This is a genomic window from Pseudonocardia sp. UM4_GMWB1 (genome assembly GCF_017312155.1).
Classification (GTDB): Bacteria; Actinomycetota; Actinomycetes; order Mycobacteriales; family Pseudonocardiaceae; genus Pseudonocardia; species Pseudonocardia alni.
Genome location: NZ_QJPN01000001.1, coordinates 2,271,526 through 2,294,233, shown reverse-complemented (window position 1 = coordinate 2,294,233; position 22,708 = coordinate 2,271,526). Strand labels below are relative to the sequence as shown.

Sequence of the window (22,708 nt, the reverse complement as noted above, 5' to 3'; positions counted from 1 at the left end):
GTCACACAGTGGATGCGAACAACTCGTTGTGGCAAGCCCTCGGCCTATTAGTACCGGTCAACTCCACCCCTCACAGGGCTTCCATCTCCGGCCTATCAACCCAGTCATCTACTGGGAGCCTTACCCACTCGAAGGTGGTGGGAGACCTCATCTTGGAACAGGCTTCCCGCTTAGATGCCTTCAGCGGTTATCCCTCCCGAACATAGCCAACCAGCCGTGCCCCTGGCGGGACAACTGGCACACCAGAGGTTCGTCCGTCCCGGTCCTCTCGTACTAGGGACAGCCTTCCTCAAGTCTCCAACGCGCGCGGCGGATAGGGACCGAACTGTCTCACGACGTTCTAAACCCAGCTCGCGTACCGCTTTAATGGGCGAACAGCCCAACCCTTGGGACCTACTCCAGCCCCAGGATGCGACGAGCCGACATCGAGGTGCCAAACCATGCCGTCGATATGGACTCTTGGGCAAGATCAGCCTGTTATCCCCGGGGTACCTTTTATCCGTTGAGCGACACCCCTTCCACAAGGTGGTGCCGGATCACTAGTCCCGACTTTCGTCCCTGCTCGACCCGTCAGTCTCACAGTCAAGCTCCCTTGTGCACTTACACTCAACACCTGATTGCCAACCAGGCTGAGGGAACCTTTGGGCGCCTCCGTTACTCTTTGGGAGGCAACCGCCCCAGTTAAACTACCCACCAGGCACTGTCCCTGAACCAGATCATGGCCCGAGGTTAAGACACCCAATTCGACCAGAGTGGTATTTCAACAACGACTCCACCACCACTGGCGTGATAGCTTCACAGTCTCCCACCTATCCTACACAAGCCGAACCAAGCATCAATACCAAGCTATAGTAAAGGTCCCGGGGTCTTTCCGTCCTGCCGCGCGTAACGAGCATCTTTACTCGTAGTGCAATTTCGCCGAGTCTGTGGTCGAGACAGCGCCCAAGTCGTTACGCCATTCGTGCAGGTCGGAACTTACCCGACAAGGAATTTCGCTACCTTAGGATGGTTATAGTTACCACCGCCGTTTACTGGCGCTTAAATTCTCCGCTTCGCCCCGAAGAGCTAACAGGTCCTCTTAACGTTCCAGCACCGGGCAGGCGTCAGTCCGTATACATCGTCTTGCGACTTCGCACGGACCTGTGTTTTTAGTAAACAGTCGCTTGGGCCTGGTCTCTGCGACCGGCCGTCCCTAGCCCGCAAGGAGCCTCAAGACAACCGGCCCTCCTTCTCCCGAAGTTACGGAGGTATTTTGCCGAATTCCTTAACCACAGTTCGCTCGATCGCCTCGGTATTCTCTACCTGACCACCTGTGTCGGTTTGGGGTACGGGCCGCAACAGCACTCGCTAGAGGCTTTTCTCGACAGCATGGGATCACTCTCTTCGCCTCAATCGGCTACGCATCACCTCTCACCCTTCGATGAGCCCCGGATTTACCTAGGACTCGGGCTACAGGCTTACACCACGACAACCACCGCGTGGCGGAGCTACCCTCCTGCGTCACCCCATCACTTGCCTACTACCAGATCGGATCCCACGCTCCCCCACAAACAACACTCCCGAAGGAGCGAAGGTGGGTTCGGATGGTTAGCATCACCAGCCTCGGCATGGACGCACTATCACGAGCACGGGAATATCAACCCGTTGTCCATCGACTACGCCTGACGGCCTCGCCTTAGGTCCCGGCTCACCCTGGGCGGAACAACCTGGCCCAGGAACCCTTGGTCATCCGGCGGCAGAGATTCTCACTCTGCATTCGCTACTCATGCCTGCATTCTCACTCCCACACCCTCCACCCGTAAATCACTCCCGGGCTTCACCAGATGCAGGACGCTCCCCTACCCAACAACACCTAAGTGTCATTGCCACGGCTTCGGCGGTGCGCTTGAGCCCCGCTACATTGTCGGCGCAGGACCACTTGACCAGTGAGCTATTACGCACTCTTTCAAGGGTGGCTGCTTCTAAGCCAACCTCCTGGTTGTCCGGGCGATCCCACATCCTTTCCCACTTAGCGCACGCTTAGGGGCCTTAGCCGGTGATCTGGGCTGTTTCCCTCTCGACCACGAAGCTTATCCCCCGCAGTCTCACTGCCGCGCTCTCACTCACCGGCATTCGGAGTTTGGCTGACTTCGGTAAGCTTGTCGGCCCCCTAGGCCATCCAGTGCTCTACCTCCGGTGAGAAACACACGACGCTGCACCTAAATGCATTTCGGGGAGAACCAGCTATCACGAAGTTTGATTGGCCTTTCACCCCTACCCACAGCTCATCCCCCAGGTTTTCAACCCTGGTGGGTTCGGGCCTCCACGACGTCTTACCGACGCTTCACCCTGGCCATGGGTAGATCACTCCGCTTCGGGTCTACACCCCGCGACTCACACGCCCTATTCGGACTCGCTTTCGCTACGGCTACCCCACACAGGTTAACCTCGCCACGAAGCATAACTCGCAGGCTCATTCTTCAAAAGGCACGCCATCACCCCGAAAGGCTCTGACGGCTTGTAAGCACACGGTTTCAGGTACTATTTCACTCCCCTCCCGGGGTACTTTTCACCTTTCCCTCACGGTACTTGTCCGCTATCGGTCATCAGGTAGTATTTAGGCTTGACGGGTGGTCCCGCCAGATTCACAGCGAATTTCACGGGCTCGCTGCTACTCGAGAACACGCCCACAACAGAACCCAGTGTTTTCGCGTACGGGGCTATCACCCACTACGGCCGACCATCCCAGAGTCGTTCCGCTAACACAGGCACTTGCTGTCCCACCCTCGGCAGAAGATGAACGACACGTCTCACAACCCCGCACCCGCAACGCCTGCCGGCTTGACACGGACACGGTTTAGCCTCTTCCGCTTTCGCTCGCCACTACTCACGGAATCACTATTGTTTTCTCTTCCTGTGGGTACTGAGATGTTTCACTTCCCCACGTTCCCTCCACGCACCCTATGAATTCAGGTACGGGTAACGCCCCATGACGGGCGCTGGGTTTCCCCATTCGGACACCCTCGGATCACAGCTCGGTTGACAGCTCCCCGAGGCCTATCGCGGCCTCCCACGTCCTTCATCGGCTCCTGATGCCCAGGCATCCACCATGTGCTCTTAACAACTTGACCACAACAAGATGCTCGCATCCACTATGCAACACTCAACCCACAACCACACCCGACCAAGAAACAACCACCACCACCCACACAAGGAAGCGTTAGGAAGCCCTCGACCAGAGCGGCCAAAGAAAACAACCCACAGTTCCGAAGAACCCAGGATGTCCTCTCAGGACCCAACAGTGTGCCAAGCCAGACGGTCCGACGTGCTGCGTTCCACCCAACGCACCCGACCCACGAACGGGGCCGCAAATGCGATTCAATGAAGGAACCACAGACACCCAATAAAGAGCGTGTGGTGCCCCATCACATGATGGGACTCCTTAGAAAGGAGGTGATCCAGCCGCACCTTCCGGTACGGCTACCTTGTTACGACTTCGTCCCAATCGCCAGTCCCACCTTCGACAGCTCCCTCCACAAGGGTTGGGCCGCCGGCTTCGGGTGTTACCAACTTTCGTGACGTGACGGGCGGTGTGTACAAGGCCCGGGAACGTATTCACCGCAGCGTTGCTGATCTGCGATTACTAGCGACTCCAACTTCACGGGGTCGAGTTGCAGACCCCGATCCGAACTGAGACTCACTTTAAGGGATTCGCTCCACCTCACGGTCTCGCAGCCCTCTGTATGAGCCATTGTAGCATGTGTGAAGCCCTGGACATAAGGGGCATGATGACTTGACGTCATCCCCACCTTCCTCCGAGTTGACCCCGGCAGTCTCCCATGAGTCCCCACCATTACGTGCTGGCAACATGGAACAAGGGTTGCGCTCGTTGCGGGACTTAACCCAACATCTCACGACACGAGCTGACGACAGCCATGCACCACCTGCACACCAACCACAAGGGAAGCCCTATCTCTAGGGATGTCTGGTGCATGTCAAACCCAGGTAAGGTTCTTCGCGTTGCATCGAATTAATCCACATGCTCCGCCGCTTGTGCGGGCCCCCGTCAATTCCTTTGAGTTTTAGCCTTGCGGCCGTACTCCCCAGGCGGGGCGCTTAATGCGTTAGCTGCGGCACAGAAACCGTGGAATGGTCCCCACACCTAGCGCCCAACGTTTACGGCGTGGACTACCAGGGTATCTAATCCTGTTCGCTCCCCACGCTTTCGCTCCTCAGCGTCAGTATCGGCCCAGAGACCCGCCTTCGCCACCGGTGTTCCTCCTGATATCTGCGCATTTCACCGCTACACCAGGAATTCCAGTCTCCCCTGCCGAACTCAAGTGATGCCCGTATCGACCGCACGCTCAGAGTTAAGCCCCAAGTTTTCACGGCCGACGCGACACACCGCCTACGAGCTCTTTACGCCCAATAATTCCGGACAACGCTCGCACCCTACGTGTTACCGCGGCTGCTGGCACGTAGTTGGCCGGTGCTTCTTCTCCAGGTACCGTCAATTGCTCTTCGTCCCTGGCGAAAGAGGTTTACAACCCGAAGGCCGTCATCCCCCACGCGGCGTCGCTGCGTCAGGCTTCCGCCCATTGCGCAATATTCCCCACTGCTGCCTCCCGTAGGAGTCTGGGCCGTGTCTCAGTCCCAGTGTGGCCGGTCGCCCTCTCAGGCCGGCTACCCGTCACCGCCTTGGTAGGCCATCACCCCACCAACAAGCTGATAGGCCGCGGGCCCATCCCCCACCGAAAAAACTTTCCACCACCAACCATGCGATCAGTGGTCCTATCCGGTATTAGACCCAGTTTCCCGGGCTTATCCCAGAGTGGAGGGCAGGTCACCCACGTGTTACTCACCCGTTCGCCGCTCGTGTACCCCCGAAAGGGCCTTACCGCTCGACTTGCATGTGTTAAGCACGCCGCCAGCGTTCGTCCTGAGCCAGGATCAAACTCTCCAACAAAACCCTGACTTGCAACAAACAACTGGCCACAACACCCGACGGGATCGAATGCTGCAACCAAACAAACAATTTGGCACAAAACGCCAAACCGAATCAAAATAGCTCGACACACTGTTGAGTTCTCAAAAGACACCCGCACCGCACTCACCCAACCCCCTGAAAAAGAGGCGGGATCCTGAAGACGGATCGCCTTGACCCACCAAGACAACCACACCGAGAAACTCGGCGAACCACCGGGGGTCGCTGTCCGCGGGGCCTGTTGACCGGGCCTCTCAGGGCCCGTTCTGTCCGGCTCACTCGCTGACGGGGAGAAAGATACACGGTCCGTCGGACGCCGTTCACAGGGGGGTCGGTTTTCCGTATCGTCGCAGGTCAGCGGGCTCGTGGCGCCGTACCCGCGGCACGCTGGGCCGCCGGGCCGTAGGCGCGGCGTCGTCGCACTCCGTCCGGGACCAGGCCGGCGCGTGTGACCGGGACGTCGGGGACAAACGATAACCGTCGTGGTTATCGTTCTGGTGATGTCGACTCACCCGGACGGACCCGGCTCCGCCACCCCCCTGCTCGCGATCGAGGCGCTGACGGTGACCGTCGGCGGTCGCGACGTCGTCGACGGGGTGGGCCTGCGGGTCGGACCGGGTGAGCGGGTCGCGCTCCTCGGCCCGTCGGGGTCCGGCAAGTCGCTGACCGCGGCCGCGGTGCTCGGGCGCCTCCCCGCCGTCGCGTCGCTGCGGGGCCGCGTCCTGCTGGGCGGTACCGACGTCGGCGCGGTCCCGGCCGCGCGGCGGGACCGCGCGGTCCGACTGGCGGCCGTCGGGCAGGACACCCGCACCGCGCTCAACCCCCTGGTGGCGGTGGGGACCCAGCTGCGTGCCGCGGTGCGGGCGAACGGGGGTGACGAGCGGCCCGGGGCCCTGCGGGAGGCCCTCGCGGCGACCGGCATCGAGGACCCCGGCCGCGTCCTGGGCGGGCACCCCGGCGAGCTGTCCGGCGGGCAGCGCCAGCGCGTGCAGCTGGCGCTCGCCCTGGCCTGCCGCCCGCACCTGCTGGTCGCGGACGAGCCGACCACGGCCCTGGACCCGGTCAACCGGCGGCGCGTGCTCGACCTGCTGGCATCCGGCCTGGCCGGCACCGGGACCGCTCTGCTGTTCATCAGCCACGACACCGCCGCCGCGCACGAGCTCTGCGACCGCGCCGTGCACCTGCGCGAGGGGCGCGTCGTCGATCCCGCCCCCCTCCCGGCGCGCACTCCCCGGCCCGCTCCCGCGGCGTCCGCCGGTCCCGGTCGTCCGCTGCTCGTCGCCCGTGGCCTGCACCGCGTCCACCCCGGGCCCGGACGGCGTCGCCCGGCGCCGGTGGCCGCGCTGCGCGGGGTCGACCTCACCGTGCACGCGGGCGAGCGCGTCGCCCTGGCCGGGACGTCGGGGGCGGGGAAGTCCACGCTGCTCCGGATCCTGCTCGCCCTCGAGCCCGCCGACGCGGGGTCGGTCACCGCCGACGGCGCGGACGTCCGTCCCGGACCCGTGCGGCGGCTGCGTGCCTTCCGCCGCACCGTGCAGTACGTCCCGCAGGACCCCGCCGGGTCGCTCGACCCGCGGATGACCGCGCGCGACCTCGTCGCCGAACCGCTGCGCCGCCTCGGGGGCCCGGCCGCCCGGTCCGCGGCCGGGCGGGCCCGCGCGGCCTCGGCCGCGCTCGACGACGTCGGCCTGCCCGCGGCGCTGGCCGACCGGCGTCCGGGCGAGCTGTCCGGGGGCCAGGCCCAGCGGGTCGCGCTGGCGCGCGCGCTCGTCGTCGGGCCGCGCCTGCTGCTCGCCGACGAGCCGGTGAGCGGGCTCGACCCGGCGCTGCGCGACCAGGTCGTCGACCTGCTCGCCGACACCTGCGCCGCTCGCGGCACCGGGCTGCTCCTGGTGTCGCACGACCTGGCGGTCGCGGCGGCGCTCTGCCCGCGCACCGTCGTCCTGCACGACGGCCTGGTCGTCGAGGACCGGCCGACCGCCGAGCTGCTCGCCGCGCCGCAGCACCCCGCCGTCGCCGCGCTCGTCGGCGCCACGGCCCCCCTGTCCGTCTGAACCGTCCCGCCACCCACGAACCCGGAGGACACCTGTGTCCCGACCCCGCCGCATCGCGGCAGCCCTCGCGCTCGGAGCGTCCGCGCTGCTGCTCACCGGATGCTTCGCCGCCCCACCGCAGACCGCCGGGACGGGCGCCGTCGGCGACCGCGTCGCCGTCGCGATGCTGCAGCCGCCCCGCTCCGGCCTGACCCCCTTCAGCGACGACGCGTTCAAGCTGTCCCGCTGGCGCACCGCCGAGACCCTGGTGCAGCTCGACGCCGCCGGCGACGCCGTGCCGATGCTCGCCACCTCCTGGTCCCGCGCCGACCCCACGACCTGGCGGTTCACGCTGCGCGACGACGTCGTCTTCCACGACGGCACCGCGCTGACCGCCGCGCACGTCGCCGACGTGCTCACCCGTGCGACCCGGGCCTCGCCGCCCCCGCGGATCCTCGACGGCGTCGACCTGGCCGCCCGCGCCGACGGCGACGACGCGGTGCTGGTCACCACCGGCGTGGCCGACCCGCTGGTCCCGCAGCGCCTGTCCAGCCCGCAGCTGTCCGTGCTCGCCCCCGCCGCCTACACCGGGGACCGCGTGGACCCGGTCGGGCACGGCTCCGGCCCGTTCCGGCTCACCGCGGTGCAGGGCACCACCTCGGCCACCCTCGACCGCCACGACGGCTACTGGGGCGAGCCCGCCCGCGTCGCCGGCATCGACGTCACGTTCGTCCCGGACGGCACCGCCCGCGCGGCGGCGCTGCGCACCGGCACCGCCGACGTCGTCGAGGCCGTCCCGCCCGGCCAGTACCCGCTGCTCGACCCCGCGCTGGTGCACGAGGTCCCCATGCCGCGTACCAACACGCTCTACCTGAACACCGCCCGCGGCCCGTTCGCCGACCCCGCCGTGCGCGCCGCCGCCCGTGCCGCCGTCGACCGCGCCGCACTGGTCGCGAGCGCCTACGAGGGGCGCGCCGACGTCGCGCAGGGCCTGCTCGGGCCCGCGCTGCCGTGGGCCGCGCCGCTGCGCGACGACCCCTCCTACGCGCAGGCGCTCGCCGCCCGCCCCGCGCCCGCGGCGGTGCGCGGCGTGCCGATCACGCTGGGCACCTTCACCGACCGCAGCGAGCTGCCCGAGGTCGCGGTGCTGCTGGAGCAGCAGCTGGAGGCGGCCGGGTTCGTCGTCACCCAGGACGTGCGCGAGTACGCGGCGATCGAGGCCGACGCGCTCGACGGCGCGTTCGACGCGTTCGTGCTGTCCCGCGCGACCGTGCTCGACTCCGGCGACCCCGTCGCCTACCTGGCCAGCGACTTCGGCTGCGGCGGCGGGTTCAACATCTCCCAGTTCTGCGACCCGGGTGTGCAGGCCGCGCTGGAGCGCGCCGCGGGCACCGAGGCCGGACCGGAGCGCCGCGCCGCGACCGCCCGCGCCGAGGCCGCCGTCCTCGCCGCCGACGCCGCCGTCCCGCTGCTGCACGAGCGGGTGATCCAGGGCGAGTCCGCGCGCGTCGGCGGGGTCGCCCGCGACCCCCGCGAACGCGATCTGGTCACCACGGACACGGTGCTGGGGGCGCCGTGACCGCGGTGGCCGTCCCGGCGCCGGTCCGGCCGCGGCGGTCCGGGCCGCGCGACGGCGCCGTCGTCGCGCTGTCGCGGGTGCTGGCCGGGGCCGCGGTGGTCGCCGGCGTCGGCGTGCTGCCCTGGCTGTCGCAGCGCTCCCCCGAGCTCGCCGTGCTGCGGGCCCGCTCCGCCGAGCAGGAGGCGACGCCGGCGGCGCTGGCCTCGATCCGCGCGGAGCTCGGGCTCGACGCCGGGCCGTGGGTGGTCGTCGGACGCTGGCTGTCCGGTGTCGCGACCGGGGACCTGGGCACCTCGTGGGCCTCCGGTGCGCCGGTGCTCGGGTCGGTGCTGTCCGGGCTCGGGGTGTCGCTGACCCTGGTGGGCTTCGCGCTCGTCGTCGCCGCGCTGGTGGCGGCGGTGCTGATCGTCCCGGCCCTGCACCGCGGTGTGCGCGGCGCGCGGGCCGGGACCGCGGGGGGCTCGGGCGCGGCCGGCGCCACGCTGACCGCGCTGCCGGAGTTCCTGCTCGCGACGTTCCTGCTGGTCGTCGTCGCGGTCTGGCTCGGCTGGCTGCCGCCCTACGGCTGGGCGGGCCCGCGGTACGCGGTCCTGCCCGCGCTGGCACTGGGACTGCCCGCCGGCGGCCTGGTCGGACGCCTGCTCGCCGAATCCGTCGCGTCCGCGGCGACCGAACCGTGGGTCGGCACCTGGCAGACCGCCGGGCTGCCGCGCCGGCGGACCGCCGCAGCGGTGCTGCGCCGCGCGACCGCGCCGGTGCTGCCCCAGATCGGGCTGGTGCTGGTCGGGCTCACCGGCGGGGCCGTCGCCGTCGAGCAGGTCTTCGCCGTGCCCGGGCTCGGGCGCACGACCCTCGGCGCCGCGGCCGGCCTGGACCTGCCGCTGCTGCAGGGCGGGGTGCTGGCCCTGCTCGCCGTCGCCGTGCTCGCCGGCGCGGGGGCGGGGGCCGCTCGCCGTGCGGTGCTCGGCCGGGCCGCCCGCACCGGCGACGTGCCCGTCCCCACCGCGGTGACGGCGGTGCGCCGGTCCCGCTGGGTCGTGCCCGGGGTCGCGGGCGGGGTGCTCGCGCTCGTCGTGCTCGCCGGGCTGCCGCGCGACCCGTTCACCTCCGCCCACCCGCGGCTGGCGTCGCCCTCGGCGGCCCTGCCGCTCGGCAGCGACGCCGTCGGGCGCGACCTGCTCGCCCGGGTCGCCCACGGGGCGCTGCTCACCACCGGGACCGCGCTGCTGGTCGTGCTGGTGGCGCTGGTCGTCGGCGTGCTGATCGGGCTGGCACCACGGATCGCGACCGGGTTCGCCGAGGTCGCGAACGCGGCGCCGCCGGTGCTCGCCGGACTGGTCGTCGCCGCGGTGCTCGGCCCGTCGGCCGTCGGGGCCGCGGTCGGCGTCGCCCTGGTGAGCTGGGCGCCGCTGGCCGCGCACGCGGCGTCGCTGGTGGCCGAGATCCGGGCGCAGCCGCACGTGCGGGTGCTGCCCGTGCTGGGGGTCGGGCCCGCCCGCGCACTCGAGGCGCACGTGCTGCCCGCCGCGGCCGGCCCGCTGGTGCGGCACGCGGTGCTGCGGCTGCCGGGCACCGCGCTCGCGCTGGCCTCGCTCGGGTTCCTCGGCCTCGGCCCGCAGCCGCCGAGCCCGGAGTGGGGACGGCTGCTGGCCGACGGCATGCCCTACGTCGAGCGCGCCCCCTGGGCCGTGCTGGCACCGGCCGGGATGCTCGTGCTCGTCGCGGTACTGGCGGTGTCGCTCGCGGCCGCCGGACGGCGGCCGCGAGCGCGCTGAGTCAGGCCGCCCGGGCCGCCGCCGGGCGGCGCCGCAGCCCGCGGCGCTCCCGGCGGTGCTCGGACTCGCGGATCCCGCGCGCGGGCAGCGACAGCCGCCAGATCGACCGCGTGGCCTGCCAGAACTGCCGCGGGAACGGGCCCGTGGTGTAGGGCAGGTCGTACTTCTCGCACAGCGCCCGGACCTTCACCGCGATCTCCGGGTACCGGTTCGACGGCAGGTCGGGGAACAGGTGGTGCTCGATCTGGTAGCCGAGGCTGCCGGACATGACGTGCATCAGGCGGTTGCCGGTGAAGTTGGCCGAGCCGAGCAGCTGACGCAGGTACCACTCGCCGCGCGTCTCCCCCTCCAGCTCCTCCTCGGTGAAGACCTCGGCGCCGTCGGGGAAGTGCCCGCAGAAGATGATCGCGTAGGACCAGATGTTGCGGACGACGTTCGCGGTGGCGTTCGCGGTCAGCGTCGAGACCGCGGCGGGGCCGGTGAGCAGCGGGAACAGCAGGAAGTCCTTGCGCATCTGCCGGGCGTGCTTGCGGCCGACGTCGAGCAGCTTGCGGCGGAACTCCTCGGGGTCCTCCAGCTGCATCTTCAGCAGGCCGTCGACGTCGAGGTCGTGCAGCGACACACCGTGCTCGAACAGCAGCATCAGCAGGACGTTCCAGAACGGCTGCCCCAGGTAGGCGGGGTGCCAGGGCTGGTCGGCGCGGACCCGGAGGATCTCGTAGCCGACGTCCTTGTCCTTGCCGATCACGTTCGTGTACGTGTGGTGCAGGTAGTTGTGCGAGTGCCGCCACTGCTCGGCGGGGCACACGTTGTCCCACTCCCACGTCGACGAGTGGATCTCCGGGTCGTTCATCCAGTCCCACTGGCCGTGCATGACGTTGTGCCCGATCTCCATGTTCTCCAGGATCTTCGCGACCGAGAGCATGGCGGTGCCGGCGAGCCAGAGCGGCGGGATCCGGCTGCCGAACAGCGTGACCCGCGCGGCGACGTTCAGCCGCCGCTGCCAGGTGATCATCGTGCGGATGTAGTCGGCGTCGTACTGGCCGCGACGCTCCTCGACGTCGGCGCGGATCGCGTCGAGCTCGTGCCCGATCGCCTCCACGTCGGCCTCGGTGAGGTGGGCGAACTCCTTGACGTCGGAGATGGCCACGACGTTCCTCCTGGGTGTGAGCGGTGTCGGGTCTCGGTGTCAGATCTCCAGGACGCAGTCACCGGCGGCGGCGGTGATGCAGGTCTGGATCCTCTCGGCGGGGGTGTCGGGGTCGCCGCGGCGTTCGGTGCCGTCGCGCAGGTCGCGCACCGAGCCCGACCGCAGGCCGACGGTGCAGGTGTGACAGATGCCCATCCGGCAGCCGTAGGGCAGGTCGAGGCCGGCCTGCTCCCCGGCGTCGAGCAGGGTGGTGGCACCGTCGATGTCGACGGTGGTGTCGCCGTCGCCCGAGGAGGTGGCGGCGGAGCCGCGGCGGACGAAGGTGACCGTGCCGCCCTCCGCCTCTCCCCCGCGCAACGACGCGGAGAAGCGCTCGACGTGCAGCGCCGCGCCGCGGCCCGCGGACTCCCACAGGTCCTCGGCCTCGTCGAGCATCGCCTCCGGGCCGCACGCCCAGGTGCTGCGCTCGCGCCAGTCCGGGCAGTACTCCGCCAGCCCGTCGGGGGTGAGCCGGCCGTGCTCACCGGTGAGGTGCAGCTGCACCCGCAGCGACGGGTGCCGCGCGGACAGGGCGTCGAGCTCGTCGGCGAAGATGACGTCGCCGTCGCGCGGGGCCGAGTGCACGAGCACCACGTCGGTGACGGTGTCGCGACGGTCCAGGGTCCGCAGCATCGCCATGATCGGGGTGATGCCGCTGCCCGCGGTGAGGAACAGCAGCCGCTCCGGTGGCGGGTCGGGCAGCACGAACTCGCCCTGCGGCAGCGCCAGGCGCACCACCGTTCCGGGCCCGACGCCGTCGACGAGATGGCGGGACAGGAAGCCCTCCGGCATCGCCTTCACGGTGATCGAGATGTGCCTGCGGTCGCGGCGCGGCTCGGAGGTCAGCGAGTAGGAGCGCCAGTGGAAACGGCCCTCCACCTCGACGCCGATCCCGACGTACTGGCCGGGGCGGTGGTCGAACGACCACCCCAGGCCGGGCCGGATGACCAGTGTCGCGGCGTCGGCCGTCTCGGGCACGACCTTCACCACCCGCCCGCGCAGCTCCCGCACCGACCACAGCGGGTTGAGCAGCAGCAGGTAGTCGTCGGGCAGTAGTGGCGTGGTGAAACGGGCGGCCGCCTTGCGTACGCGGCGCAGCCCCCTCGGCAGTACGGCGTCGGTCATGACCCACCTCGTCGTCGCGGTCGGGGACCATCGGACCCGATCTCGGTGGCGACGGCAAGTTGGGACGGCGACACCCCCGTCACCAGTGACGACGTCGTCGGCCTCCGACCTGCGGGAACGTTACATCGGTTTCTCCATCAACGATGTCGAGATCGACTGTCTAGGATCGTCCGGGTGGCGGACTTCCCGATCGAGGAGCTGGCCCGCCGGGCGGGGATGACCGTGCGGACGGTGCGGTCCTACATCACGCGCGGGTTGCTCCCGCCGGGCGAGCGGGCCGGCCGGGCCGCCCGCTACACCGACACCCACCTCGCCCGGCTGGACCTGGTCAACGGGCTGCGCCGGCGCGGCTTCTCCCTCGGGGCGATCGAGGTGCTCGTCACCCAGGACCCCGAACGGACCGCCGAGGAGGCGCTGCGGCTCTACCGCGGGATGCTCGCCCCGTGGCAGCCGGAGGAGCCCGTCGAGGTCGACGGGACGGAGCTGCCCACCCACCTCGGGCTCGACCCGGACGCGGTGTCGGCCGACGAGCTGGTCCGGCACCTGTGCGCGACGGGTGTCGTCGAGACCGCGGCGCACGGACGGCTGCGCATCCTGCGGCCCGACCTCGCCCGGGCCGCCGCGGAGGCCGTACGGCTGGGCATCCCGCCCGCCGCGCTGGTGGGGCTGCGCCGGCGCCTCGACGACCACACCGGCGCCGTCGCCGAGATGTTCGTCGAGCTGTTCGCCCGGCAGGTGTGGGACGACCACGTCGAGGCCGGGCTGCCCGCCGGCGACGCGCCCCGGATCCAGCAGACCGTCGAGCAGCTGCAGCCGGTCGCGACGCTGGCGCTGCTGTCGTCGTTCCGCTCGCGCATGCAGGACGCGATGGACGCCTTCATCACCCGGATCTCCGACGACATCTCCCCCGAGGCCGGACGCGCGATGGGGATCCGGACGACGGACCTGGACGATCGTTGACTCTTCAACGATGATGCGCCGGTGAGCACCGTGACGACGGACGTCCTCGTGATCGGCAGCGGGCCCGCGGGCTCCTCGGCCGCCCTGTTCCTCGCCGGTCTCGGCGTGGACCACCTCGTGATCACCAAGTACCGGTGGACCGCCGACACCCCGCGGGCGCACATCACCAACCAGCGCACCGTCGAGATCCTGCGCGACCAGGGGGTGGAGGCCGACGTCGTCGCCGAGGGGACGCCGTCGCACCTCATGGGCGAGACGGTGTTCTGCACCGCGCTCGCCGGCGACGAACTCGGCCGGGTCCGGACCTGGGGCACCCACCCCGCGCGGCGCGCCGACTACACCCTGGCCAGCCCGTCGTCGCACTGCGACCTGCCACAGAACATCCTCGAGCCGATCCTGGTGGGCCGGGCCGCCGAGCGCGGCAGCCGGGTCCGCTTCGACACCGAGTACAGCCACCACGTCCAGGACGACGACGGCGTCACCGTCACCGCGCGCGACCGGCTCACCGGGGCGGAGCTGACGATCCGGGCCCGCTACGTGATCGGCGCCGACGGTGGGCGCAGCGCCGTCGCCCGGGACGCGGGCCTGCCCTTCGACGGCCGCGGCGAGCTCGCGGGCAGCATGAACATCGTCTTCGACGCCGACCTGACCGCGCTGGTCGAGCACCGGCCGAGTGTCCTGTACTGGGTGCTGCAGCCCGGTGCCGACGTCGGCGGCATCGGGATGGGCGTGCTGCGCATGGTGCGGCCGTGGACCCGGTGGATGGCGATCTGGGGCTACGACCTCGCCGGCCCTCCGCCGGAGCTCGACGACGCCGCGGCGACGGCGATCGTCCACGACCTGATCGGTGACGACTCCGTGCCGGTGACGATCCGCTCGACCTCGGTGTGGACGGTCAACGAGCAGTGGGCCACCCGCTACCGGTCGGGCCGGGTGTTCTGCGCCGGTGACGCCGTGCACCGTCACCCGCCGTCGAACGGGCTGGGCTCCAACACCTCGATCCAGGACTCCTACAACCTGTGCTGGAAGCTCGCGATGGTGCTGCGCGGCACCGCCGGGCCGGGGCTGCTGGACTCCTACGACGCCGAGCGCGCCCCCGTCGGCGAGCAGATCGTGCGTCGCGCCAACCGCTCGGTGGAGGAGTTCGGCCCGATCTTCACCGCGCTCGGGCTCACCCCGGGCGCCGATCCCGAGGCCATGCGCGCCTCGATGGCGGCCCGCGCCGACGACTCCCCCACCGGGGCCCGGCGGCGCGCCGCGCTGCAGGCGGCGCTGGAGGCCAAGGACTACGAGTTCAACGCGCACGGCGTCGAGATGGGCCAGGCCTACACCGGCCCCGGCGTCGTCGCCGACGGCACGCCCGAGCCGCCGCCCGGGCGCGACCCGGAGCTGTTCTACCGGCCGACCACCCGGCCCGGGCACCGGCTGCCGCACTGCTGGCTGGGTCGCGACGGGCACCGGGTCTCCACCCACGACATCACCGGCAAGGGCCGGTTCGCCCTGCTCACCGGCATCGCGGGCGGGGCCTGGGCCACGGCCGCGGACACCGTCGCCGCCGAGCTGGGGATCGACCTGGCCGCGCACGTGGTCGGCCCGGGCCGCGAGCACACCGACCTCTACGACGACTGGGCCCGGCTGCGCGAGGTCGGCGAGGACGGCTGCGTACTCGTCCGCCCGGACGCCCACGTCGCCTGGCGCAGCGACGCGCTCGTCGCCGACCCGGCGGCCGCGCTGCGCGGGGTGCTGGGGCGCATCCTGGACCGGACCCCGGAGGTGACCGCATGACCGGCTTCGTCCACGAACCCTCCCTCGCGCGGGTGGTGTTCGGCCCCGGCACGCTCGACGACCTCGCCGCGGAGGTGACGCGGCTCGGCCGGTCGCGGGTGTTCCTCGTCGGCGGCCGCCACCCCGCGGGCGCGGCGGACCGGGCGCGGGCCGCGCTCGGGTCGTTGCTCGCCGGGCGGTTCGACCGGGCCGCCGTGCACACCCCGGTGACGGTGACCGACGAGGCGCTGGCGGCGTTCACCGCGGCCGGGGCGGACTGCGTCGTCGCGATCGGGGGCGGCTCGCAGATCGGGCTGTCCAAGGCGCTCGCGGTGCGGACCGGTGCGGACCAGGTCGTCGTCCCCACGACGTACTCGGGCTCGGAGTGCACCGCGGTGCTCGGGGAGCTGGGGGTGGACACGCCGGGGGTGAAGACCACCCGGACCGACCCGGCGATCCGGCCGGAGACCGTCGTCTACGACACGACGCTCGTCGCCGACCTGCCGTCGCAGGTGGGGGTGCCGAGCGCGGTGAACGCGCTGGCACACGCCGTCGAGGCGTTGTGGAGCGTCGACCGCGACCCGCTGACCGACGCCGCCGCGCTGGAGTCGGTGCGGCTGCTCACCGCGGGGCTGCGCGACGGCGACACCGACGCGCTGCTCCGCGGGGCGTGGCTGGCCGGGACCTGCCTGGACCGGGCGGGGATGGCGCTGCAGCACAAGCTCGCCCACACCGTCGGCGGCTCCCTGGACCTGCCGCACGCCCCGACCCACGCGGTACTGCTGCCGCACGTGATCGCCCACAACGCCGCCGCCGCACCGCGGATCGCCGAGGCGCTCGGACCGGACCCGGCCGGGACGGTGTTCGACCTGCTCGTCGCCGCGGGCGGGCCGACGTCGCTGGCCGGGCTGGGTGTCGACGAGGCCGACCTGGACCGGCTCGCCGAGCAGGCCGTCGCCCGGCCGTACCCGAACCCGGTGCCGGTCACCCGCGACGGTGTGCGCGCCCTGCTCGGGCGGGCCTGGGCCGGGGAGCGGCCGGGCGACCCGGTGCGCGCCACCCTGGACGCGCTGACCGCGCAGGTCACCGCGTCGTTCGGCGGGCCCGACGAGCGGCTCCGCACCCTGCTGGCCGCGCTCGCGGCCACCCTGCACGGCTACGCGCGAGAGCACGACCTGACCCAGGACGAGTGGCAGGCCGCGATCGACTTCCTCACCCGCACCGGGCACCTCACCGACGAGCGGCGCCAGGAGTTCGTGCTGCTCTCGGACACCCTCGGGCTGTCCAGCGTGGTGGACGTGCTGACCAACTCCCGCACCCCGGACACCACGTCCTCGGCCGTGCTCGGGCCGTTCTACACCGACGGCCCGCCGGAGCTGGACCAGGGGACCGACGTCTCCGCGGGGAAGAAGGGCACCCCGCTGTGGGTGGACGTGGTCGTCACCGACACCGGTGACGAGCCGGTCGCCGGGGCGGTCGTCGACATCTGGCAGTCCGACGAGGACGGCTTCTACGACCTGCAGCTGCCCGAGACCGAGGGCCCCGTCCTGCGCGGCCGGTTCCGTACCGACGACGCCGGCCGGCTGCGGTTCCGCTCGATCCTGCCCGCCGCCTACCCGATCCCGGCCGACGGACCGGTCGGGGAGATGCTGCACGCCACCGGACGGCACCCCTTCCGGGCGCCGCACCTGCACTTCCTCATCCAGGCGCCGGGGCACCGGCAGCTGATCACGCAGCTGTTCGTCGCCGGTGGGGAGCACCTCGACTCGGACACGGTGTTCGGTGTGAAGGAGGACCTGGTCGTGGACTTCGCCCCGCGCAGCGGCCCGATGCCCGACGGCGTCGAGCCCGACGGGCAGTGGCGGCTGCTGGAATTCACCTTCCGGATCGCCCGCGACCGCTGATTCCTGCCCGATTCCGGGCAGATTCCTGGTCTTTCGCCCCGCGGCGGGTCAGGATCGGCGGCGTGGATCCGGATCTCGTGCGGCACGTGGCCGCCACCACCGGGCTCGCCGAGCCGGTGGCGGCCCGCGTGGTCGCCGACGTCGTCGCCTACTTCGGCGAGACCACCGAGGAGTTCGTCCGCCGTCGGCACCGCGAGCTGCAGGCCCGCGACCGGCGCAACGACGAGATCTGGCCGCGGATCGCGGCCGAGCTCGCCGCGCGGGTGGTCGGCCCCGGTGACGTCTCCCAGCGGCGGCTGCGCCGGATCGTCTACGGCTGAGCGGACGACGGGGGAACGTGCATGTGCGGGATCGTGGGTTATGTGGGGCCGCGGGAGGCGGCGGGCGTGCTGCTCGACGGGCTGTCCCGGCTGGAGTACCGGGGCTACGACTCGGCGGGCCTGGCCGTGGCGCACCGCCGGAAGGTGACGGTGCGGCGCACCGCCGGGCGGGTGGAGGACCTGCGCACGCTGCTGGGTGACGCCCCTCCACCGGGCCGGTCGGGCGTCGCACACACCCGGTGGGCCACCCACGGCGAGCCGAGCGAGGCCAACGCGCACCCGCACACCGACGCGTCCGGACGGGTCGCGATCGTGCACAACGGCATCGTCGAGAACGCCGAGGCGCTGCGTGCCGCGCTCACCGCCCGCGGGGTCGTGCTGCGCAGCGACACCGACTCCGAGGCGCTCGCGCACCTGGTCGCCGAGGCCCTCGACGGCGGGGCCGCGACCCTCGCCGACGCGGTCCGCACGGCGCTCGCCGGCGTCGAGGGCACCTACGGCCTCGCGGTGCTCGACGCCCGCACCCCCGACGAGATCGTCGTCGCGCGCAACGGCAGCCCGATCGTGCTCGGCATCGGCGACGGCGAGATGGTCGTCGCCTCGGACCTGGCCGCGGTGGTGCGGCACACCCAGAAGGTCGTCTTCCTCGACGACGGCGAGATCGTCACCGTGCGCGCCGACGGCGTCGAGGGCTCCACCCGGATCAGCCCGACCACCGTCGACACCGGCTCCGAGGACTACGCGCTCGGCGGGCACCCCGACTTCCTGGCCAAGGAGATCGCCGAGCAGCCCGACGCGCTGCGTCGCGCTCTGGCCGGGCGGCTCGACACCCGGTTCGCCACCGCCCGCCTGGGCGGGCTCGGGATGGACCCGCGCGAGCTGCGCGGGGTGCGCCGGGTGCTGTTCCTGGGCTGCGGGTCGGCGTACTACGCGGGGGAGATCGGCGCCGGGCTGGTCGAGCAGCTGGCCCGGATCCCGGCGGCGGCCGAACCGGCCGGCGAGTTCCGCCACCGCAACCCGGTCGTCGACCCGGACTGCCTCTACGTCGCGGTCAGCCAGTCCGGCGAGACCGCCGACACCCTCGCCGCGGTGCAGGAGCTGCGCCGCAAGGGCGGCCGGGTGATCGGCGCGGTGAACGTGATCGGCTCGGCGATCTCCCGCGAGTGCGGCGCGGGGGTGTTCCTGCACTCCGGGCCGGAGGTGTCGGTCGCCTCGACCAAGGCCGTCACCACGATGAGCGTGTCGTTCGCGATGCTCGCGGTGCTGCTGGGCCGGGTGCGCGACCTCTCGGTGGCCGACGGCAGGCGGCTCCTCGACGGCCTGGCGGCGCTGCCCCGCCACGTCGAGGCCGTGCTCGCCGAGGACGCCGCCCACGGCACGGTCGCCGCGGTCGCGCAGCGCTGGGCGCACGCGTCGTCGATGTTCTTCGTCGGGCGCACCCGGTGCAGCCCGGTCGCGCGGGAGGGCGCGCAGAAGCTCAAGGAGATCTCCTACTGCCACGCCGAGGCCTACCCCGCCTCCGAGCTCAAGCACGGCCCGCTGGCACTGGTCACCCCGGACATGCCCAGCGTCGTCGTGGTGCCCGACGACGAGCTGCTCGCGAAGAACGTCGGCACGATCGAGCAGATCCGGGCCCGGGGCGGGCCGGTGATCGCGGTGACCGACGCCGAGCTGCCCGCCGGGCTCGCCGACGCCGTGCTGCGGGTGCCGCGCACCGAGCCGGAGCTGGCGCCGATCCTGCTCGGGATCCCCCTGCAGCTGCTGGCCCGGCACGCCGCCGTCGCGCTCGGACGCGACGTGGACCGGCCGCGGAACCTCGCGAAGTCGGTGACGGTGGAGTGAGGGTCCTCGGGCTGCACGTGGCCGCGGAGCGGGGTGCGCCGATGCACGACGTCGAGCGGGTCGAGGTGGTCGCGGGCAGCGGTGTCGTCGGCGACCGGTACTTCGGCACCCGGCACCGGCACGTCTCGGTGCAGAGCCGCGACGAGCTCGACGCCGCCGCCGACGCGCTCGGCGCCCCGGTGCCCTCGGGCGGCACCCGGCGCACCGTCACCGTCGACCACGGCACCGTCCCGACGACGCCCGGCACCCTGCTGCGGCTCGGCGACGTCGAGCTGGAGGTGGTGCGGAGGGCCGCACCGTGCCGGGTCATGGAGACCGCCGTCGGGCCGGGGGCGCGCCGCGCGCTGCACGACCGCGGCGGCGCGGTCTGCCGGGTGCTGACCTCCGGCGCGATCGCCGTCGGCGACCCGGTGCACATGCCCGCCGGGACGTGACCCGTCCGGTCACCGACGGTCACCCGTCGGTGACGCAGAATGCCTGCCGACCGTCACGGGATCCCCGTCCGTGCGTTGGAGAGGTGACGGACTTCGACGAGCGGGGAGCGCCGGTGACGGATCCGATCAGCCGGCGGGCGGCGGGCATGGTGGCGGGACTGGTCGTCCTGGCCGGGGTCGCGGGCGCCGGGGTCGCCGGCGCGACCGCCGCCTCGGAGACCTCCTCGGGTGCCACCGAGGGTGAGAACAGCCAGGTCGCGCGGCAGGCGCACGCCGAGGCGCAGGTGCCGGGCACGCCGTGCTCGGTGTCGGCGCGGGCGTGTGTCGACCTGGACTCACAGCGTGCCTGGCTGGTCACCGACGGCGCCGTGTCCTACGGCCCGGTCCCGGTCGCCTCCGGCGGGGCGGGCCAGGAGACGCCGGTCGGGCACTCGTTCCGGGTGTACCGCAAGGCCGCCGACCACCGCAGCGGCGAGTTCGAGACACCCGACGGGGAGCCCGCCCCGATGCCGTGGTCGGTGTTCTTCGCCGACGGCGGGGTCGCGTTCCACGGCGGCGACCGGGACCGGGCGTCGGCGGGGTGTGTGAAGCTCGACCCGGAGCCGGCGGAGGAGTTCTTCGCCGGGCTCCGGGTCGGGGACACGGTGCAGGTGCTCAGCGCCGCCACCGAGCGCGAGCACCGCGCCGCCCTCAGCTGACCGGGGCCTCCGCCACGGTGCGGCGGCGGACGAGCAGCGACAGCAGGACGGCCAGCACCCCGACCCCGCCGGCGACGGCGAACGCGGCGTGCAGCCCGTCGGCGTCCGGAGAGGCCCCGGCGGCGCTCGACGAGCCCAGCGCGGCGACGGTGACGAACAGCGCCGTCCCCAGCGCGCCCGCGACCTGCTGCAGCGTGGACAGGATCGCGCTGCCGTGGGAGTACAGCTCGTCGGGCAGCGAGCCGAGCGCCTCGGTCATCAGCGGCGTCATCATCAGCGCGAGCCCGCCCATCAGGACCAGGTGGAAGCCGACGACCACGCCGAGCGGGGTGCCCGGGCCGAGGGTGGAGAACAGCAGCAGACCGGTCGCCATCAGCACCGCGCCGGGGATCACCAGCGGGCGGGCGCCGACGCGGTCGAACAGCGCGCCGACCGGGCGGCCGAGCAGTCCGAGCAGCAGCCCGCCGGGCAGCACCACGAGCCCGGAGACCAGCGTGCTCGTCCCGAGCACGGTCTGCAGGTAGAGCGGCAGCAGCACCGCGGCGACGCCGATCAGCGACAGCAGCACCAGCGCGGTGAGCACCAGCGCCACGACGAACTGTCGGCGCCGGAACGGGCGCAGGTCCAGCAACGCGCGGTCGGAGCGCATCAGCCGCAGCTGGCGCAGCACGAACACCGCCAGCGCGACCAGCCCGACGACGACCGACACCCACGGCGGGAGCCCCCCGCCGCCGTGGCCGCCCAGCGAGGACAACCCGTAGACCAGGCCGCCGAACCCGACGGCGGACAGCAGCACCGACACCACGTCGAGCGGGACCGGGCGGCCGCCGCCGTCGATGCGCAGCCACCGGGCGCCGGCCGCCATGGCGAGCGCGGCCAGCGGCAGGACCAGCCAGAACATCCAGCGCCAGCCCAGACCGGACAGGATCGCGCCGCCGATCGTCGGGCCGACCGCGGGCGCGACCGCGATGACGATCGTGATCGTGCCCATCGTCGCGCCACGCCGCTCGGCCGGCACCAAGCGCAGGATCGTGGTCATCAGCAGCGGGATCATCATCGCCGTGCCGCCGGCCTGCACGATGCGGCCGACGAGCAGCACCGCGAACCCGGGCGCGAACCCGGCGATCGCGGTCCCCGCGGTGAACAACCCGAGCGAGGTGAGGAAGACCTGCCGCGGGGTGAAGCGGTCGAGCAGGTAGCCGGTGGTGGGGATGACCACGGCCATCGTCAGCAGGAAGCCGCTGGTCAGCCACTGGGTGGTGGTGGCGGGAACACCGAGGTCGACGCTCAGGTCACGCAGCGCGACGCTCAGCACGGTCTCGTTGAGGATCATCACGAACGCGGCGCCGACGAGGACGGCGATCAACGCTCCGGTCCGGTCGGCCGCTACCGGTTCGGTACGGGACGGGGTGGTGGTCACGCGGGATCTCCTGCCCGGGGAAGGGTCGTGGTGGCCGCGCGCAGGGCGCGGCCGAGTCGGTCGACGGGGTCGGTGCACCGGACGCCCGCGGCGAGCTCGACGGCGAGGTCCTCGCCGCTGATCCGCAGGGCGGCGGCGACGGCGGCGGCGTGCACCCGGACGTCCAGGTCGCCGGGCTCGCGGCCGGCGCGGGCCGCGATCACCTCGGCGAGCACCGGCTCGGCCCGCTCGTGCACCGCCAGCCACACCGCCCGCAGACCGGGCTCGGTGCGCGACAGCGCGATGACGGCCATCGCGGCGTCGGCGTCGGCGGCGTCGACCGGGTCCTGGGGCGGGCGGTACTCGGCGAGCAGGTGCTCGTCGAGGCCCACCCCCGCCGGCCAGCGCCGCAACGTCGCGACGACGGCGTCGATGCTGCGTGCGAGGAGCGGCTCCACGCAGCTCTCCTTGGTGCGGAACCAGCGCCACAGCGTCCGGCCGGACAGCCCGACCTCCTCCGCGATCCGCTCGCCGCTGGTGGCGTGCACGCCGTGCTCCCGGAACAGCGCCACAGCCGCACGGGAGATCTCGAGGCGCTGCAGCTCGCGCCGGCGGTCGCTCATCGGCGCACGCCCGCGTCTGGTGTCGTCGAGTGTCTTCATGTCACTGCCTGACAGTAATGAGATCGGCCGGTACCGACCACGAGACACTCGTCTCACAGTG

Annotated in this window: 14 protein-coding genes and 2 rRNA genes; 10 read left to right on the top strand and 6 right to left on the bottom strand. The window is 71.6% G+C overall.

Translation table 11 applies throughout. The features are described from left to right. Positions 1 to 27: 27 nt before the first annotated feature. Together DMP15_RS11160 and DMP15_RS11155 are read right to left on the bottom strand one after the other, a co-directional pair. A 23S ribosomal RNA gene (locus DMP15_RS11160) occupies positions 28 to 3,110 on the bottom strand. Positions 3,111 to 3,425: 315 nt separating this feature from the next. Further along, positions 3,426 to 4,945 (bottom strand): 16S ribosomal RNA (locus DMP15_RS11155). The 16S and 23S rRNA genes sit together here, the layout of an rRNA operon. A 518-nt stretch (positions 4,946 to 5,463) precedes the next feature. Between DMP15_RS11155 and DMP15_RS11150 the strand changes: the two genes are divergently transcribed. From DMP15_RS11150 to DMP15_RS11140, 3 genes are read left to right on the top strand one after another with little or no spacing between them, the layout of a single operon-like run. Continuing rightward, positions 5,464 to 7,017 (top strand): ABC transporter ATP-binding protein, encoded by a 1,554-nt coding sequence (locus DMP15_RS11150; protein ID WP_073577221.1) that lies wholly within the window; start codon positions 5,464 to 5,466, stop codon positions 7,015 to 7,017. Between the two features lie 34 nt (positions 7,018 to 7,051). Continuing rightward, positions 7,052 to 8,575, top strand: a complete 1,524-nt coding sequence (locus tag DMP15_RS11145; RefSeq protein ID WP_073577222.1) for an ABC transporter substrate-binding protein — start codon at positions 7,052 to 7,054, stop codon at positions 8,573 to 8,575. Further along, a complete protein-coding gene (locus DMP15_RS11140) occupies positions 8,572 to 10,350 on the top strand; it encodes an ABC transporter permease subunit (protein WP_337825834.1) in 1,779 nt (592 codons plus the stop codon). Before DMP15_RS11145 ends, DMP15_RS11140 begins: the two co-directional genes overlap by 4 nt. A 1-nt stretch (position 10,351) precedes the next feature. On the opposite strand, the gene DMP15_RS11135 is transcribed toward DMP15_RS11140, so the two are convergent. Together DMP15_RS11135 and DMP15_RS11130 are read right to left on the bottom strand one after the other, a co-directional pair. Continuing rightward, positions 10,352 to 11,500: a fatty acid desaturase family protein gene (locus DMP15_RS11135; protein WP_073577223.1), complete on the bottom strand. Its 1,149-nt coding sequence runs from the start codon at positions 11,498 to 11,500 to the stop codon at positions 10,352 to 10,354. A gap of 39 nt (positions 11,501 to 11,539) precedes the next feature. Further along, positions 11,540 to 12,664 (bottom strand): ferredoxin reductase, encoded by a 1,125-nt coding sequence (locus tag DMP15_RS11130; RefSeq protein WP_100878249.1) that lies wholly within the window; start codon positions 12,662 to 12,664, stop codon positions 11,540 to 11,542. 174 nt (positions 12,665 to 12,838) lie between these two features. Here DMP15_RS11130 and DMP15_RS11125 point away from each other — a divergent pair, with 174 nt between their 5' ends. From DMP15_RS11125 to DMP15_RS11095, 7 genes are all read left to right on the top strand, one after another. Beyond that, entirely contained in the window at positions 12,839 to 13,624 is a 786-nt protein-coding gene (locus DMP15_RS11125) for a MerR family transcriptional regulator (RefSeq protein ID WP_073577225.1), read from the top strand. 21 nt (positions 13,625 to 13,645) lie between these two features. Next, the gene (locus tag DMP15_RS11120; RefSeq protein WP_337825833.1) at positions 13,646 to 15,409 is read left to right on the top strand and encodes an FAD-dependent oxidoreductase; all 1,764 of its coding nucleotides are present in this window, start codon (positions 13,646 to 13,648) and stop codon (positions 15,407 to 15,409) included. Continuing rightward, complete coding sequence (locus tag DMP15_RS11115) at positions 15,406 to 17,292, top strand: maleylacetate reductase and hydroxyquinol 1,2-dioxygenase domain-containing protein (protein ID WP_337825832.1); 1,887 nt, start codon at positions 15,406 to 15,408, stop codon at positions 17,290 to 17,292. Before DMP15_RS11120 ends, DMP15_RS11115 begins: the two co-directional genes overlap by 4 nt. A gap of 62 nt (positions 17,293 to 17,354) precedes the next feature. Further along, complete coding sequence (locus tag DMP15_RS11110) at positions 17,355 to 17,612, top strand: hypothetical protein (RefSeq protein ID WP_083658930.1); 258 nt, start codon at positions 17,355 to 17,357, stop codon at positions 17,610 to 17,612. A gap of 21 nt (positions 17,613 to 17,633) precedes the next feature. Then, on the top strand, positions 17,634 to 19,454 hold the full coding sequence (gene glmS, locus DMP15_RS11105; RefSeq protein WP_073577228.1) for a glutamine--fructose-6-phosphate transaminase (isomerizing): 1,821 nt from the start codon (positions 17,634 to 17,636) through the stop codon (positions 19,452 to 19,454). 41 nt (positions 19,455 to 19,495) lie between these two features. Continuing rightward, a complete protein-coding gene (locus tag DMP15_RS11100) occupies positions 19,496 to 19,888 on the top strand; it encodes an MOSC domain-containing protein (RefSeq protein ID WP_202417693.1) in 393 nt (130 codons plus the stop codon). 113 nt (positions 19,889 to 20,001) lie between these two features. Beyond that, complete coding sequence (locus DMP15_RS11095) at positions 20,002 to 20,586, top strand: L,D-transpeptidase (protein ID WP_337825831.1); 585 nt, start codon at positions 20,002 to 20,004, stop codon at positions 20,584 to 20,586. Here the strand turns inward: DMP15_RS11095 and DMP15_RS11090 are convergent. Together DMP15_RS11090 and DMP15_RS11085 are read right to left on the bottom strand one after the other, a co-directional pair. Further along, the gene (locus DMP15_RS11090) at positions 20,579 to 22,006 is read right to left on the bottom strand and encodes a DHA2 family efflux MFS transporter permease subunit (protein WP_337825830.1); all 1,428 of its coding nucleotides are present in this window, start codon (positions 22,004 to 22,006) and stop codon (positions 20,579 to 20,581) included. The two genes, DMP15_RS11095 and DMP15_RS11090, sit on opposite strands and share 8 nt — an antisense overlap. Next, on the bottom strand, positions 22,003 to 22,608 hold the full coding sequence (locus DMP15_RS11085) for a TetR/AcrR family transcriptional regulator (protein ID WP_073577231.1): 606 nt from the start codon (positions 22,606 to 22,608) through the stop codon (positions 22,003 to 22,005). Before DMP15_RS11085 ends, DMP15_RS11090 begins: the two co-directional genes overlap by 4 nt. Positions 22,609 to 22,708: the final 100 nt, after the last annotated feature.

Bases quoted from the DNA above. Each gene is read 5' to 3' on its own strand.
- DMP15_RS11150 (WP_073577221.1), top strand. From the start codon at position 5,464: ATGTCGACTCACCCGGACGGACCCGGCTCCGCCACCCCCCTGCTCGCG.
- DMP15_RS11130 (WP_100878249.1), bottom strand. From the start codon at position 12,664: ATGACCGACGCCGTACTGCCGAGGGGGCTGCGCCGCGTACGCAAGGCG.
- DMP15_RS11115 (WP_337825832.1), top strand. From the start codon at position 15,406: ATGACCGGCTTCGTCCACGAACCCTCCCTCGCGCGGGTGGTGTTCGGC.
- glmS (WP_073577228.1), top strand. From the start codon at position 17,634: ATGTGCGGGATCGTGGGTTATGTGGGGCCGCGGGAGGCGGCGGGCGTG.
- DMP15_RS11100 (WP_202417693.1), top strand. From the start codon at position 19,496: ATGCACGACGTCGAGCGGGTCGAGGTGGTCGCGGGCAGCGGTGTCGTC.
- DMP15_RS11085 (WP_073577231.1), bottom strand. From the start codon at position 22,608: ATGAGCGACCGCCGGCGCGAGCTGCAGCGCCTCGAGATCTCCCGTGCG.